The organism is Streptomyces bacillaris (genome assembly GCF_003268675.1).
In the GTDB taxonomy this organism is placed as follows: Bacteria; Actinomycetota; Actinomycetes; order Streptomycetales; family Streptomycetaceae; genus Streptomyces; species Streptomyces bacillaris.
Window position 1 is genome coordinate 7,700,231 of the sequence record NZ_CP029378.1, and the last position, 12,560, is coordinate 7,712,790.

Below are 12,560 nucleotides of genomic sequence, written 5' to 3' on the forward strand. Positions count from 1 at the left end.
CGCGAGCCCAGCATCGGGCGGTTGGCCGGGACCTGCCCCCGAGGTGGACCATCCGGCCGATCACCGCCACCCGCCCTGCCGGACCGTAGGCGGAGCCCGATCAGGAGGGGAGCTGCCGCTCCAGGGCGTGGGCCAGACCGCGCTCGGCGTCGTCGGCCGAGGCCCGGCGGTAGGCCCGTTCGTACGCCGTGTCTCCGGCCGCCTGCCGGGCCCGCAGCTCCCACTGCTCCCGGATCGCCCCCAGCTCGGGGGTGCCGCGGTGGGGGTGGCCGATGATCCGCCAGTACGTGTGTCCCGTACCGGAGGTACGGGCCGCCGCGACCCCGTCCCCCTGGGCGGCGATGGCACCGGCCAGCAGATCGAGGCCGAGGGCGATGCCCAGGCTGTCGTGGAGCTGGTGCTTGCTCGCCAGCATCGCCCGGGCGTGGCTCTCGGCCTGGCGGGGGCGGCCCTGGAGCAGGTGGATGAGGGCGAGTTGGTGATCGGCGTAGGCCCGCGCCCAGTGCTCGCCGAAGCGCAGGCTCAGCCGCTGGAGCCGGGTGGCCTCCTCGTACGCCTCGTCCAGCCGGCCGAGGGCCGAGAGGGCGAAGAGACGTATCACCCGGCAGCGCATCTGGGAGGGGGCGTCGGCCGGGTCCCCGGGGTGGCGGCGCAGGGCGTGGTCGCTGACCAGGTGCGCCGTCTGCGGGCGGCCCATCATCAGATACGTGAAGCTCATGGAGTGGGCCGCCGAGAGGGCCCCCTCCACGTCCCGGCCGAGCCGGGCCGCCTCCTCGCACTCCTTGCCGACCCGGCGGGCCGCCTCGTGGTCCCCCTGCAGGGTCAGCGTGATGCCGAGGGCCCAGAGCGCGCGGGTGCGGTGCGGACCGGCCGAGAGGGGCAGCGCGAGCACCCGCTCCAGATAGGTCCGGGCCTGGTGCAGATGGCCGCAGCAGCTCCAGAACAGCCCGGCGCACCCGGCCATCTCCATCGCCCGCTCGGGGTCCTCGGCCAGCAGGTGTTCCAGGGCCGCGCAGAGGTCCGCGTGGGTGGCGGCGACCTTGCCGTACCACTCGACCTGCCGGGGGCCCAGCCAGCCCGCGTGCGCCTGCACGGCCGTCTGCGCGAAGTGCCGGGCGTGCCGGTCCGTGAAGAGCGCGTCCTCCGCCAGCTCGGCCAGCCACATCGCTCCGTACTCGCGCAGCGTGTCGAGCATCCGGTAGCCGTCGCCTGTCCGCCGGAGCACGGACTGCCCGGCGAGGCTCTCCAGCGCGGGGGCGATCGCCTCGGCGCCGAGGGGGCCGCCCGAGCAGACCGCCTCGGCGTCGGCCGTCGTGATGACGCCCCGGAAGACGGAGAGCCGCGCCCACAGCAGCCGCTCCAGCGGGGCACACAGCTCATGGCTCCAGCCGATCGTGGTGCGCAGGGCGCGGTGGCGGCGCGGCCAGAGCGTGTCGTCGCTCAGCGCGTCCAGCCGGGAGGCCAGCCGCCCGGTGATCTCCTGGGCGCTGCTCTCGCGGAGCTGGGCGCAGGCCAGTTCGACGGCCAGCGGTATCCCTTCGAGCCGACGGCAGATCTCGGCCACGGCGGCCGCGTCACCGGGGGAGTCGAGCGCCAGCCCCGGGACGACGGCGGCGGCCCGGTCGTGGAAGAGCCGGACGGCTTCGTCGCCGTCCTCACCCGCGGAGAGCGGATGCACCTCCACGGCGTGTTCGCCCTCCGCCCCGAGCGGCTGGCGGCTGGTGGCGAGGACGGTCAGCCCCGGTGCGGCGGCGAGGAGTTCGGTGACGAGCTGCCGACAGGAGTCGACGAGCCGCTCGCAGCAGTCGAGGACGAGCAGCAGCCGGCGGTCGGAGAGCCATTCGCAGAGCGCAGCCACCGGACGGCGGGCGCTGTGGTCCAGCAGCCCCACACCGTCGCAGACCGTCGTGGTGAGCAGCTGGTCGTCGTCCAGATGGGAGAGGTCGGCCCACCACACGCCGTCCGCGTACCGGTCGCCCGCCCGCCCGGCGGTCTGCAGGGCGAGGCGGCTCTTGCCGACCCCGCCGCTCCCGCTGAGGGTGACCAGCCGGTGATCCCGAAGTGCCCGGTCGATGCTGTCCAGTTCGCTGTCGCGGCCGACGAAGCTGGTCGTCACGACAGGGAGGTTGCCCATCACGCAGGCCATCCTGCCTCGCCCGGTCCCGCGGCCTCCGTCCATAGCGAAAAACAGTCAGAAACGGCTGACAATGACCGCTTGTCGATCGGAAGTTGGCGCATCCGGAAGGGTGGTCCGTGCGGTCGCCGGTGCGCTCCCGGCGGCGGCTCCAGGAGACCCGGGGGATTGTCAGACCCCTGCGTTACGTTGCTGCCATGACGAACTTCGTACTCGTGGCAGGCGCCTGGCTCGGCTCATGGGCGTGGAGCGACGTGCTCCCCGACCTCCGCGCGGCCGGGCACGGGGTCCACCCACTGACGCTGTCGGGCCTCGCCGACAAGCAGGGCGGGAAGGCCGGGCAGCAGACCCATGTCGACGACATCGTCGGCCATGTCGAGCGCCTCGATCTGCGGGACGTCGTGCTGGTCGGACACAGCTACTCGGGCATTCCGGTCGGACAGGCGGCGGGCCGGATCGGGGACCGGCTCGCCCGCGTGGTCCTCCTCGACGCGAGCGTTCCCGTCGACGGCGGCTCGTTCGTGTCGAGCTGGCCGGAGGGCCGGGCGCAGGTCGAGGCGGCGATCGCGGCGAACGACGGCTTCTGGCCCCCGCTGACGGCGGCGGACTGCGCGGGTCAGGGGCTCACCGACGAGGAGGCCGCCCGGCTGGTGGCGGGGGCGACCCCGCACCCGGGCGCCACCCTCACCGAACCGGCCGTCCTGCCGACCCCGCTCGACGGGCTTCCGGCGACGTACGTGAAGTGCCTGCTCGACGGGGACGAGCCGAGCCGCGAGGTGGCCGTGCTGCTCGAGGGCGAGCGGTGGGAGCTGGTCACGATGGAGACGGGCCACTGGCCGATGTTCTCCCGCCCCCGTGAGCTGGCCCGCGTCCTGCTGGACGCCGTCGGAGAGGGGCGCTGACGATGGGTGCGGTGCCGAACGCCCCGAAGCCCGGGCAACGCCCCCACGCCGAGCCCCGGCAGCCCCGCCCCGAGCTGCGGCAGTCCAGCCCCGAGGCTACGGCGGCCCGCGCCGAGCCGGGGACGGAGCACCCGGAGATCACGTACATCGGCTGCGCCCGGTGCGGCACCCAGATCGCGGGGCTCGACGGCCGTTACGCCTGCTCGGGCTGCGGCTGGGTGAACGAGTGGACCGAGGGCCACCGCCCCCTGCCCACGGCGGGACGACGGCGTCGGTAGCGCCGGGGCCCGTCCGGGCCCTTCCCGCGCCCGCACCACCCCGCACGACCGCAGACACCGGACCACCGACCCCGGCCGCACCCCGAAGCACGCGCGGCCGGACGCAGAAGGAGAGAGCACCACCATGTCCGCACTCCACGAGTCCCGCGCGCCCCGCACCCCCGACCACGTCCGCGACGCACTCGCCGGGATCGCCGCGCTGCTCGCCTCGGCGCACCCCTCGGTGACCGAGGAGGTGCTGCACGCCCACGACCACCCCCACGACTACGTGAGCGCCTTCGAGGACCGGCTCGACGAGCGCGGCATCGACGAGCCGGTGGAGAACCTCGCCTGGATCGCCCTCATCGACGCGCTCCACGCCCACGGGCTGCTCGCCGAGTTCGACTGGAAGGAGGACGCCCACGAGATCCGGGCCCAGCTGGAGGGGCTGGGGTCGCGGCCCTCCGTGGACCCGTGGCCGCTGTTCGACGCGCCGGAGCTGTCCCTGCCGACGGACGCCTTCCTGCAGGCCTGCGGCCGCCGCTACCGGGAGGTCGGCGCGGCGCTGGCCGTCCTCGACATCGAGTCCGACTGCTACCCGGTGGTGGGGCTGTCGGCGGCCCGCGCCGAGGAGCTCACCGCGTTGGCCGCCCGCGCCGGATTCCCCGTACAGCACCTCGGTACGGGCCCCGGCGGAGGCTGAGCGGACCGCCCCAGGACGCCGCCGGGACACGGCCCTGTCGCCGTTCCGGCAGGTCCGGGGCCGTCTCGGTCACCGGACCGGGAATCGCGGGGTCCGCCGCCCACCACGTACACTCGCCCCCGCTCCGCCGACCGGCGGGGCTTTTCGCACCCAGACCCGACGGGGAAAATGATCATGAGTTCCGCAGACAGCATCGAAGCGCCGATCTACGCCGGCCTCGTGGAGGAGCAGGGAGACGTGCCCGCCGAGGTGCGGCGCGTGGCCGAGGAGGTCCTGCGCGACGCGGACCGCGCGGTCGACTTCGGCGGCGTACGGCCGTCCGCCGCCCGCTAGGGCCCGTCGCCGGTGATGGGCATGTCCATCACGAGGCGATAAACGTCATGCAACTATTGCCGTATTCTTGCGTATCCAAGGCGATGACTTACTGAGCAGCCGTCGTCGGCGTGAGTGGGTGGGGTCGCGGTCCGGTCGAGTGCCCGACGAGGCACCGGCGTCACCGCGGCCGCCCGGCGGTCGAGCCTGAAGGGCGATATCGAAAGGACCCCGAAAGGTTCGTTTCCGCCCCGGTGAGCGGCCCGCGTGTCCCCGCGGAGAGCGCTCCCAGAAACTTCCAGGCCCCGGAGGGCGAGGCTCGGCCCGTCCGTCCGGGGCTCGACGCCTCCGCGCGGCGCACCAAGGGCCCGCTCCCGCTCGCCCGCGGTGGATCCCGGTACATCCCCTGCTCTCCCCGCTGCCCGCAGCCGTCCGCGGCCCCTCGTGGCTGCCACGGCTTGCGGGCGCCTGTCGGTCGCTTGTCGTTCGTCACGGGTCACCGCTGTCAATGATTTACGAAACCAGCGCGACATCTTGCGGACATTAGTCGGCGGTGGTTGAGTGTGCTCCGCCGCACAGCCGGGGGCTGTGGGCTTCCCGCACTCCTGCCCAAGAGGGGTCCACCGATGAGAAGTTCCGTGCTCCGTCGTACCTGCACTGCCGCCGTCGCCACCGCACTGGCCGTCACCGGACTGGCCGCCTGCAACTCCGAGGGCGGGAGCGCGGCGGACGGCAAGACGCGCATCACCGTCAACTGCTGGCCCCAGCCGAGTGCGAAGATCGACCACCAGCGGTTCGACGAGGACGTCAGGACGTTCGAGAAGCAGAACCCGGACATCGACGTCGTCGCGCACGACGCCTTCCCGTGCCAGGACCCCAAGACGTTCGACGCGAAGCTCGCCGGCGGTCAGATGGAGGACGTCTTCTACACGTACTTCACCGACACCGAACGCGTCGTCTCCATCAACCAGGCCGCCGACATCACCGAGTACGTCAAGGACCTCAAGGCGTACAAGGACATAGCCCAGCCCCTGCGCGACGCCTACGCGGTCGACGGCAAGATCTACGGCATCCCGCGCACCAACTACTCCATGGGACTGCTCTACAGCAAGGCGCTCTTCACGAAGGCCGGCCTCGACCCGGCCAGGCCCCCGGCCACCTGGCCCGAGGTCCAGGCCGCCGCCAAGAAGATCGCGGCCCTGGGCGACGGCACCGTCGGCTTCGCGGAGTACAGCGCCCAGAACCAGGGCGGCTGGCACTTCACCGCCCACATCTACTCGCAGGGCGGCTCGGTCGTCAGTGAGGACGGCAAGAAGGCCACGGTCGACACCCCCGAGGGCAGGGCGGTCCTGCAGAACCTCAAGGACATGCGCTGGCGCGACAACTCCATGGGCACCAAGCAGCTTCTCATCATCAACGACACCCTCCAGATGATGGGCTCCGGCAAGCTCGGCATGTACCTCGCCGCCCCCGACAACGTGCCGCGCATCGTGAAGGAGGCCGGAGGGAAGTACGAGGACCTCGCGTTCGCCCCGATGCCCGGCGGCAAGGGCACCCTTATGGGCGGCGACGGCTACATGTTCAACAAGAAGGCCACCCCCGACCAGATCAGGGCCGGACTCAAGTGGCTGGAGTGGACCTTCCTCACCCCCGGCCAGGGCTACATGAACAACTACGCCCGTGCCGCCGCCGACAGGTCGCCGGTCGGCCTGCCCGAGCCGCGCCTGTTCACCGGCGCCACCGACGCCAAGGACCAGGAGCTGAAGAAGGCCTCGGCCAATGTGCCGGTGGAGAACTACCAGGCGTTCATCGACGGCGGCCAGCAGCTCGACATGAAGCTGGAGCCCAAGCACGGCCAGCAGATCTACGCCGTCCTCGACGGTGCCGTCTCCGCCGTCCTCACCAAGAAGGACGCCGACATCGACCAGCTCCTCGAGGACGCCCAGTCCAAGATCGACGGAATCCTCTCCCGGGGCTGAGCCATGAAGACCACGTCCCAGCCCGCCCCGCCCGCGGTGACGCGGCCCGCCGGTGCGACGCCTCCCCCAAGGGACGCCCGCCCGGCGGGCCGCGGGCCCCACCGCCCGTGGCGCCGGAGGATCGCCGACCAGGCCACCGCCTACGCGTTCCTGGCCGGCGGCCTCCTCTGCTTCATCCTCTTCTCCTGGTACCCGGCCGTCCGGTCGGTGATCATCGCGTTCCAGAAGTACACGCCCGGCTCCGACCCGCAGTGGGTGGGCACCGCCAACTTCACCCGGGTCTTCCAGGACCCCGAGTTCGCCGCCGCCTGGCGCAACACGCTCACCTTCACCGTGCTCGCCCTGGTCATCGGCTTCGCCATCCCGTTCGTCATGGCCCTCGTCCTCAACGAACTCCGCCACGCCAAGGCGTTCTTCCGGGTCGTCGTCTACCTGCCGGTGATGATCCCGCCGGTGGTCAGCGCCCTGCTGTGGAAGTGGTTCTACGATCCGGGCGCGGGCCTCGCCAACGAGGTCCTCCGCTTCCTCCACCTGCCGACCTCGAACTGGACCAACGGCGCCGACACCGCGCTCCTCTCCCTGGTCATCGTCGCCACCTGGGCCAACATGGGCGGCACCGTCCTCATCTACCTCGCGGCTCTTCAGGGCATCCCCGGCGAGCTGTACGAGGCGGCCGAGCTGGACGGCGCGTCGCTCTGGCAGCGGGTCCGGCACGTCACCGTCCCGCAGACCCGGTTCATCATCCTGATGCTGATGCTCCTTCAGATCATCGCGACGATGCAGGTGTTCACCGAACCCTTCGTCATCACCGGCGGCGGGCCGGAGAACTCCACCGTCACCGTGCTCTACCTCATCTACAAATACGCCTTCCTCTACAACGACTTCGGCGGCGCATCCGCCCTCAGCGTGCTGCTCCTGCTGGTGCTCAGCGCCTTCTCCGCCCTGTATCTGCGACTCACCCGCACCGACTGAGCAAGGAGGGCCCGCCACCATGACCCAGACAGCTCCGCCCCCGGTACAGCGGCCCCCCGCCGCCCTGGTCCAGCGGCCCGTGGACGCCCCCGCCGAGCGGTCCGTACGTACGCTCGTCTCTCCGCTCGCACTCGCCCGGTGGCGCGGCAAGGCCACCTACTGGGCGGTGTTCACCCTCGTCACCGTCCTCTTCGCCTTCGCGTTCCTCTTCCCCGTCTACTGGATGGTCACGGGCGCGATGAAACCGCCCGAGGAGGCGGTGCGCACCCCGCCCACCCTCGTCCCCGAGCAGTGGCGGGTGACCGGCTACACCGAGGCCTGGGACCTGATGCGGCTGCCCACCCACCTGTGGAACACCGTGGTCCAGGCGACCGGCGCCTGGGTGCTCCAGATCGTCTTCTGCACGGCCGCCGCCTACGCTCTCTCCAAACTGAAGCCCGCCTTCGGCACGGTGATCCTCGGCGGGATCCTGGCCACCCTGATGGTGCCGGTCCAGGCCCTCGTCGTACCGAAGTACCTGACCATCGCGGACCTGCCGCTGATCCACGTCAACCTGCTCAACGACCCGCTGGCCATCTGGCTCCCGGCCGTCGCCAACGCCTTCAACCTCTATCTGCTCAAACGGTTCTTCGACCAGATCCCGCGCGACGTCCTGGAAGCCGCCGAGATCGACGGCGCGGGCCGGCTCCGTACGCTGTGGTCCATCGTGCTGCCCCTGTCCCGGCCGGTGCTCGGCGTCGTCTCCATCTTCGCGCTCGTCGCCGTGTGGCAGGACTTCCTCTGGCCCCTGATGGTCTTCTCCGACACCGACAAGCAGCCGATCAGCGTCGCCCTGGTCCAGCTCTCCCAGAACGTGCCCCTGACCGTGCTGATCGGCGCCATGGTCATCGCGAGCATCCCGATGGTCCTGATGTTCCTGGCCTTCCAGCGGCACATCATCGCCGGGATCAGCGCGGGCTCCACCAAGGGCTGACCGGCCGCACCCGACCCCACCCCACCTCCGACGCCCCGCCCCGAGAGCCCGCACCGAAGGCCCACCCGGACCCGCCCCCGCCATCCCGCCCCGATCCGGGGCGGCGGCGCCAGAACCCCCAGCTCCTCCCCGTTGCGCGGACCGGCACACCCCGCCGGCGACCGCGCCCGTCCGAAAGGAACCCGCCTTATGGAAGGCAGCCAGCTCGCCGCCGACGACTGGTGGCGCTCGGCCGTCATCTACCAGGTCTACGTCCGCAGCTTCGCGGACGGCGACGGCGACGGCACCGGGGATCTGACCGGCGTACGGTCCCGGCTGCCCTACCTGGCCGAACTAGGCGTCGACGCCCTCTGGTTCACGCCCTGGTACCTCTCCCCGATGGCGGACGGCGGTTACGACGTCGCGGACTACCGGGTCGTCGACCCGGCCTTCGGCACCCTCGCGGAGGCCGAGAAGCTCATCGCGGAGGCCCGTGAGGCAGGCATCCGCACCATCATCGACATCGTCCCCAACCACGTCTCCGACCAGCACGTCTGGTTCCGGGCGGCCCTGGCAGCGGGCCCCGGCAGCCCGGAGCGCGAACTCTTCCACTTCCGCCCAGGACGCGGCGAGAGCGGCGAACTGCCGCCCAACGACTGGGAGAGCGAGTTCGGGGGAGTGCCCTGGACCCGGGTGGAGGACGGCGAGTGGTACCTCCACCTCTTCGCCACCGAACAGCCCGACCTCAACTGGGCCCACCCCGCCGTACGCCAGGAGCACGAGGACGTCCTGCGCTTCTGGTTCGAACGCGGTGTCGCCGGGGTCCGCATCGACTCCGCCGCCCTCGTCGCCAAGGACCCCGCGCTTCCGGATCTCGCCGGACACCCGGGCCCGCACCCGTACGTCGACCGGGACGAGCTGCACGACATCTACCGGAGCTGGCGGGCGGTAGCCGACGAGTTCGGCGGCATCTTCGTCGGTGAGGTCTGGCTCCCCGACTCCGAGCGCTTCGCCCGCTACCTCCGCCCCGACGAACTGCACACCGCCTTCAACTTCAGCTTCCTCAGCTGCCCCTGGGACGGCGAGCGGCTGCGCCGGTCCATCGACGAGACCCTCGCCGAACACGCCCCCGTCGGCGCCCCCGCCACCTGGGTGCTGTGCAACCACGACATCACCCGTACCGTCACCCGCTACGGCCGTGAGGACACCAGCTTCGCCTTCACGAGCAAGGCGTTCGGCGTCCCCAGCGACCCGGAGCTGGGCACCCGCCGGGCCCGGGCCGCCGCCCTGCTCTCGCTCGCCCTGCCCGGCTCCGTCTACCTCTACCAGGGCGAGGAGCTGGGCCTGCCGGAGGCCGACGTACCGCTGGACCGCATCCAGGACCCGATGTACTTCCGCTCCCAGGGCCGGGCCCCCGGCCGCGACGGCTGCCGCACCCCGCTGCCCTGGGCGGCGGACGGACCGTACGCGGGCTTCGGCTCGACCGTGGAGCCCTGGCTGCCGCTCCCGCCCGACTGGGCGTCCCGCGCCGCCGACCTCCAGGCCACCGACCCCGCCTCCATGCTGACCCTCTACCGCGAGGCGCTGCGGCTGCGACGCTCGCTGCCCGAACTCCACACCGGGCAGCTGCGCTGGCTGAGCGAGGACCGGGACGTCCTGATGTTCGCGCGCGGCACCGCCCTGGTCTGCGCGGTCAACCTGGCCGACACCCCCGCCGAACTCCCGGCCCACACCCGCGTACTGCTCGCCAGCAACCCCTTGGACGCCGACGGCCGACTGCCCAAGGACACGGCGGTGTGGCTGGCGGTCCGGGAGGCGTGACCGGCCCACGTACGGGAGAAGGTGCCCGACCCCGTACGTGAGCATGGGCCCGATCCCGTACGGAGAACGGCCCACCAGGTGCGGAAGCTCGTGCCCGATCCCGTACGGGGACACTCGCCCGACGCCGTACGGCCAACGGCCCCGGACACCACCACGGCGCCCGGGGCCGTACCGATCGACTGTCCGCCGACGCCCCACGGTCGAGGGCTCACGCAGACCGCAGGGCACGGCCCGCCCGGCTCAGGCGGCCCGGGCCGCGCCCCGCGACGCCACCGGGTGGAGCGCGGCGTACTCGAGCGGCGCCGACGGATCGATCGACACGTCCATCGGGGCGGGCTCGGCCCCCGCCCGTACGAGCAGGTCACCGACGGCCGCGATCATCGCCCCGTTGTCCGTGCACAGCCGCAGCGGAGGCACCCGCAGCGTGATCCCGGCCGCCCGGCACCGCTGCTCGGCCAGCTCCCGTACCCGTGAATTGGCGGCCACCCCGCCCACCACGACCAGCGTGGACACCTCGTGGTCCCGGCAGGCCGCCACCGCCTTGCGGGTCAGCACATCGGCCACCGCCTCCTGGAGCGAGGCCGCCCCATCGGCCACCGGCAACTCGCCGCCCTCCGTACGCCGCTGCTCGGCCCACCGGGCGGCGGCCGTCTTCAGCCCGGAGAAGGAAAACGCGTACGGGGCGTCCCGTGCCCCGGTCATCGGGCGCGGGAACGCCACCGCACGCCGATCGCCCTCCCGCGCCACCCGGTCGATCGCCGGACCGCCCGGATAGGGCAGCCCGAAGACCCGGGCCACCTTGTCGAAGCACTCACCGGCCGCGTCGTCCACGGTGTCCCCGAGATGGACGATCCGGTCCCGGGCGAGATCGCGCACGAGCAGCAGTGAGGTGTGGCCGCCGGAGACGATCAGCACCACGCACGGGTCGGGCAGCGGGCCGTGCTCCAGGGTGTCCGCGGCGACGTGCCCCGCCAGGTGATGGACCCCGTACAGCGGCACGTCCAGCGCGTACGCCAGCCCCTTCGCCCCGGCCAGCCCCACCTGGAGCGCCCCGGAGAGCCCGGGACCGGTGGTGACGGCGACCGCCCCGATGTCCGACATGCGCAGCCCGGCACTGTCCAGCGCCTGCCGGACGACCGGGCCGAAGGAGTGCACATGGGCCCGCGCGGCGATCTCGGGCACGACCCCGCCGAAGCGGGCGTGCTCGTCCATGCTCGACGCGAGCGCATGGCCGAGCAGTCGCCCGTCCCGGACCAGGCCCGCCCCGGTCTCGTCGCACGACGACTCGATCCCGAGCACCACGGGTGAGCCCACGGGAGCCTCCTTGCGCGGCATGAGTAGTTGCAATTTATATGCAACAAGGTAGCTGACGCGCCGCCCCGGCCGCGTACCGGATCATGCCCCGCACCGGCTCACGCCGCGTACCGGATCATGCGGACCGGTGCTCCAGCAGCGTCGTGGCCAGGGCGACCTGGGCGGGCTCCAGGGCGTCCTTCCCGTCCTCGACGTCCCACAGCGCGTTCTGGAGCACCCGGCCCAGCGTCCAGCCGGTGGCCCGCGCCCGGTCCAGGCCCAGCGCCTCGGTGAGCAGATCGAACCGGCGCAGCACCGGGCCCGTCACCCCGCCCCTCACCACGCTCTCCCAGCGGATGTCGAGAGCGGGCCACAGCTCGAACCCCGGGTCACCGGCCAGCGGTTCGGGATCGATGGCGAGCCATGGCTCGCGCTGCCCGGCCAGGACGTTGCCGTCGTGCAGATCCCAGTGGAGCAGCCGGTCACCCGCCTCGCCGGCCAGCTCGGCCACGGCCGCCGCGCAGCTGCGGACGAGCCGTCGCTCCGCCGGATCGCGCAGCAGCGCCGACGCCTCGGGTGCCTGCTCGACCATCGCGGCGGCGATGCCGGCGAGCCTCCGCATCCCCGGCGGCGCGAGCACGGCCGACAGCCGCGCCATGAGCCCGGCCAGCACCTCCATCACGACGGCCTCGTCCGGTTCCGCCGACAGCGGGCGCCCCGCGTCCAGCCGCTCCAGCAACTGCGCGCCCGCCCCCGGATCGATGTCCAGCAGCCGTACCGCCCCCTCGCCGTCCCAGGCCCGCAGCCCGGCGGCCACCCCGGAGGTCTCCTCGCCGGGCGGCTGGAGCTTGAGCACCGCCGCCGTACCGTCCGCGCGGACCACCGGCAGCACCAGCCCCGCCATGCCGTGGCCGGGCGGCCCGTCCCGCCGGAGCTCCCAGCGGCCGAGGAACTCCGCGGCCAGCCGGGGCAGCGCGGTCAGCCAGGCGCGGCCCCGGGCGTCACCGGGGGAGCCGTACGACGCGATCAGGGCGCCGGGGACCTCGACACCGGGTGAAGGGACGGGGCTCATACGGCGGCAACTCCTCGGTCGGACATGCCCGTAGTGTGCCGTCCGGCCCGAGCCCCCTGCGCACCGCACGTGCACCCGCGCCACACCTACCCACCCCCGCTGAGTACGCGAACTCAGGTCCGGGCTCCCGGCCGCCACGACGATGAAGGCGACCGACCGGGTG

The 12,560-nt window shown here is 72.5% G+C and carries 11 protein-coding genes; 8 read left to right on the forward strand and 3 right to left on the reverse strand.

Annotated elements, in window-relative coordinates; genetic code table 11:
- Window positions 1-100 precede the first annotated feature (100 nt).
- Window positions 101-2,134, reverse strand: a complete 2,034-nt coding sequence (locus tag DJ476_RS33500) for an ATP-binding protein (protein ID WP_112492696.1) — start codon at window positions 2,132-2,134, stop codon at window positions 101-103.
- 197 nt (window positions 2,135-2,331) lie between these two features.
- Between DJ476_RS33500 and DJ476_RS33505 the strand changes: the two genes are divergently transcribed.
- The 8 genes from DJ476_RS33505 (at window position 2,332) to DJ476_RS33535 (ending at window position 10,032) form a co-directional block, all read left to right on the forward strand.
- The gene (locus DJ476_RS33505) at window positions 2,332-3,036 is read left to right on the forward strand and encodes an alpha/beta fold hydrolase (RefSeq protein WP_112492283.1); all 705 of its coding nucleotides are present in this window, start codon (window positions 2,332-2,334) and stop codon (window positions 3,034-3,036) included.
- Window positions 3,037-3,047: 11 nt separating this feature from the next.
- On the forward strand, window positions 3,048-3,314 hold the full coding sequence (locus tag DJ476_RS33510; protein ID WP_244210247.1) for a hypothetical protein: 267 nt from the start codon (window positions 3,048-3,050) through the stop codon (window positions 3,312-3,314).
- Between the two features lie 124 nt (window positions 3,315-3,438).
- Complete coding sequence (locus DJ476_RS33515; protein ID WP_112492284.1) at window positions 3,439-3,996, forward strand: DUF6630 family protein; 558 nt, start codon at window positions 3,439-3,441, stop codon at window positions 3,994-3,996.
- A gap of 174 nt (window positions 3,997-4,170) precedes the next feature.
- Complete coding sequence (locus tag DJ476_RS35055) at window positions 4,171-4,329, forward strand: hypothetical protein (RefSeq protein WP_164877862.1); 159 nt, start codon at window positions 4,171-4,173, stop codon at window positions 4,327-4,329.
- A 605-nt stretch (window positions 4,330-4,934) separates the two neighbouring features.
- On the forward strand, window positions 4,935-6,287 hold the full coding sequence (locus tag DJ476_RS33520) for an ABC transporter substrate-binding protein (protein ID WP_112492285.1): 1,353 nt from the start codon (window positions 4,935-4,937) through the stop codon (window positions 6,285-6,287).
- Between the two features lie 3 nt (window positions 6,288-6,290).
- Complete coding sequence (locus DJ476_RS33525) at window positions 6,291-7,259, forward strand: carbohydrate ABC transporter permease (protein WP_103417053.1); 969 nt, start codon at window positions 6,291-6,293, stop codon at window positions 7,257-7,259.
- 19 nt (window positions 7,260-7,278) lie between these two features.
- A complete protein-coding gene (locus DJ476_RS33530; RefSeq protein ID WP_208853557.1) occupies window positions 7,279-8,232 on the forward strand; it encodes a carbohydrate ABC transporter permease in 954 nt (317 codons plus the stop codon).
- A 189-nt stretch (window positions 8,233-8,421) separates the two neighbouring features.
- Window positions 8,422-10,032, forward strand: coding sequence for a glycoside hydrolase family 13 protein (locus DJ476_RS33535; protein ID WP_103417054.1), 1,611 nt, complete (start codon window positions 8,422-8,424; stop codon window positions 10,030-10,032).
- A 240-nt stretch (window positions 10,033-10,272) separates the two neighbouring features.
- Here the strand turns inward: DJ476_RS33535 and tsaD are convergent, their stop codons facing one another.
- A complete protein-coding gene (gene tsaD / locus DJ476_RS33540; protein ID WP_112492286.1) occupies window positions 10,273-11,346 on the reverse strand; it encodes a tRNA (adenosine(37)-N6)-threonylcarbamoyltransferase complex transferase subunit TsaD in 1,074 nt (357 codons plus the stop codon).
- A 115-nt stretch (window positions 11,347-11,461) separates the two neighbouring features.
- Entirely contained in the window at window positions 11,462-12,397 is a 936-nt protein-coding gene (locus DJ476_RS33545; RefSeq protein WP_103417056.1) for an aminoglycoside phosphotransferase family protein, read from the reverse strand.
- Window positions 12,398-12,560 lie beyond the last annotated feature (163 nt).

Bases quoted from the DNA above. Each gene is read 5' to 3' on its own strand.
- DJ476_RS33515 (WP_112492284.1), top strand. From the start codon at position 3,439: ATGTCCGCACTCCACGAGTCCCGCGCGCCCCGCACCCCCGACCACGTC.
- DJ476_RS33530 (WP_208853557.1), top strand. From the start codon at position 7,279: ATGACCCAGACAGCTCCGCCCCCGGTACAGCGGCCCCCCGCCGCCCTG.
- DJ476_RS33500 (WP_112492696.1), bottom strand. From the start codon at position 2,134: ATGGGCAACCTCCCTGTCGTGACGACCAGCTTCGTCGGCCGCGACAGC.
- DJ476_RS33525 (WP_103417053.1), top strand. From the start codon at position 6,291: ATGAAGACCACGTCCCAGCCCGCCCCGCCCGCGGTGACGCGGCCCGCC.
- DJ476_RS33520 (WP_112492285.1), top strand. From the start codon at position 4,935: ATGAGAAGTTCCGTGCTCCGTCGTACCTGCACTGCCGCCGTCGCCACC.
- DJ476_RS35055 (WP_164877862.1), top strand. From the start codon at position 4,171: ATGAGTTCCGCAGACAGCATCGAAGCGCCGATCTACGCCGGCCTCGTG.
- DJ476_RS33535 (WP_103417054.1), top strand. From the start codon at position 8,422: ATGGAAGGCAGCCAGCTCGCCGCCGACGACTGGTGGCGCTCGGCCGTC.
- DJ476_RS33505 (WP_112492283.1), top strand. From the start codon at position 2,332: ATGACGAACTTCGTACTCGTGGCAGGCGCCTGGCTCGGCTCATGGGCG.
- DJ476_RS33545 (WP_103417056.1), bottom strand. From the start codon at position 12,397: ATGAGCCCCGTCCCTTCACCCGGTGTCGAGGTCCCCGGCGCCCTGATC.